2 protein-coding genes are annotated in these 1,228 nt (G+C 66.2%); both read left to right on the top strand.

What is annotated here, in order from left to right:
• Positions 1-146: 146 nt before the first annotated feature.
• Complete coding sequence (locus B4E30_RS04105; protein ID WP_071045683.1) at positions 147-515, top strand: FKBP-type peptidyl-prolyl cis-trans isomerase; 369 nt, start codon at positions 147-149, stop codon at positions 513-515.
• 131 nt (positions 516-646) lie between these two features.
• Positions 647-1,210: a YceI family protein gene (locus B4E30_RS04100; protein ID WP_071045684.1), complete on the top strand. Its 564-nt coding sequence runs from the start codon at positions 647-649 to the stop codon at positions 1,208-1,210.
• The last annotated feature ends 18 nt before the right edge of the window (positions 1,211-1,228 follow it).

The raw sequence follows: 1,228 nt of genomic DNA, 5'->3' as shown, positions 1-1,228 counted from the left end.
AAGACTCAGCGCCCGGTGCCGCGGCGATGCCTGCGTGTCTCCCGAGCGCTGAGTTGGTCTGATCTCAGGATGCCCTTGTGCTTTCGGGGTGTCAAGAGTCGTCGTTCCGGCACCCGGCGCCGCGCGCGACGTGTTTGGATAGACACATGACTGCAGACCTCACCAAGCCCGAGATCGACGCTCCCCAGGGGCCGGCTCCTGCGGAGCTCGTCGTCCGCGACATCGTCGTCGGAGACGGCGCCGAGGCCAAGCCTGGTGACACCGTCACCGTTCATTACGTCGGCGTCGAGTACGACAGCGGGGAGGAGTTCGACTCGTCCTGGAATCGCGGTGAGACGATCCAGTTCCCGCTGCGCGGTCTCATCCAGGGTTGGCAGGACGGCATTCCGGGCATGAAGGCCGGCGGGCGTCGCGAGCTCGTCATTCCGCCGCACCTCGCCTACGGCCCCGCCGGCGGCCACTTCCTCGGCGGCAAGACCCTCATCTTCGTGATCGACCTCATGCAGGTCGGCTGACAGACCCGAGAAAGAAGCGGATGCGGTTGCATCCGCTTCTTTTTTCATTCACGGGAATAGATGGCGCGGAGCGGCGTTGAGACCCCCTGAGCCGTCGCGGCGGCGGCTGGACAACGACACGAAGGATGACGATGACCGAAACGACCACGATCGAGGTTCCCGGCTACAAGGCGGGGACCTGGGTCCTCGACCCGTCCCACAGCGAGGTGACCTTCTCGGTCCGCCACATGATGATCTCGAAGGTGCGCGGCACCTTCGGTGTGAAGAGCGCGACGATCACCGCGCCGGAGAACCCGCTGGCGGCGTCTCTGACCGCGACCGTCGACGTCGCCTCGATCAACACCGGCGACGAGGGACGCGACACGCACCTGCGCTCGGGGGACTTCTTCGACGTCGAGACCTACCCGACGATCGACTTCGTCTCCACGGGTGTGCGCTACGACGGCGGTGACTTCCTCGTCGACGGCGACCTCACCGTGCGCGGCGTCACCAAGCCGGTGACCTTCGAGGTCGAGTTCGGCGGCTTCGGAACCGACCCGTGGGGCAACTACAAGGCCGGCGCGACCGCCAAGACGGTCATCGACCGCGAAGAGTTCGGCCTCACGTGGAACGCCGCCCTGGAGACCGGCGGGGTCCTCGTCGGCAAGGACGTGACGATCACCCTCGATCTGCAGGGTTCGCTGCAGCAGGACTGAGCCGCTCTCACGGCATGG

The sequence above is a fragment of the Microbacterium sp. UBA3394 genome, assembly GCF_002358725.1.
Classification (GTDB): domain Bacteria; phylum Actinomycetota; class Actinomycetes; order Actinomycetales; family Microbacteriaceae; genus Microbacterium; species Microbacterium luteum.
Note: the sequence above shows the minus strand (reverse complement) of the source record. Positions and strands in the feature narration are given on the sequence as shown.

Coding starts and splice junctions, on each gene's coding strand:
- B4E30_RS04100 (WP_071045684.1), top strand. CDS start 647: ATGACCGAAACGACCACGATCGAGGTTCCCGGCTACAAGGCGGGGACC.
- B4E30_RS04105 (WP_071045683.1), top strand. CDS start 147: ATGACTGCAGACCTCACCAAGCCCGAGATCGACGCTCCCCAGGGGCCG.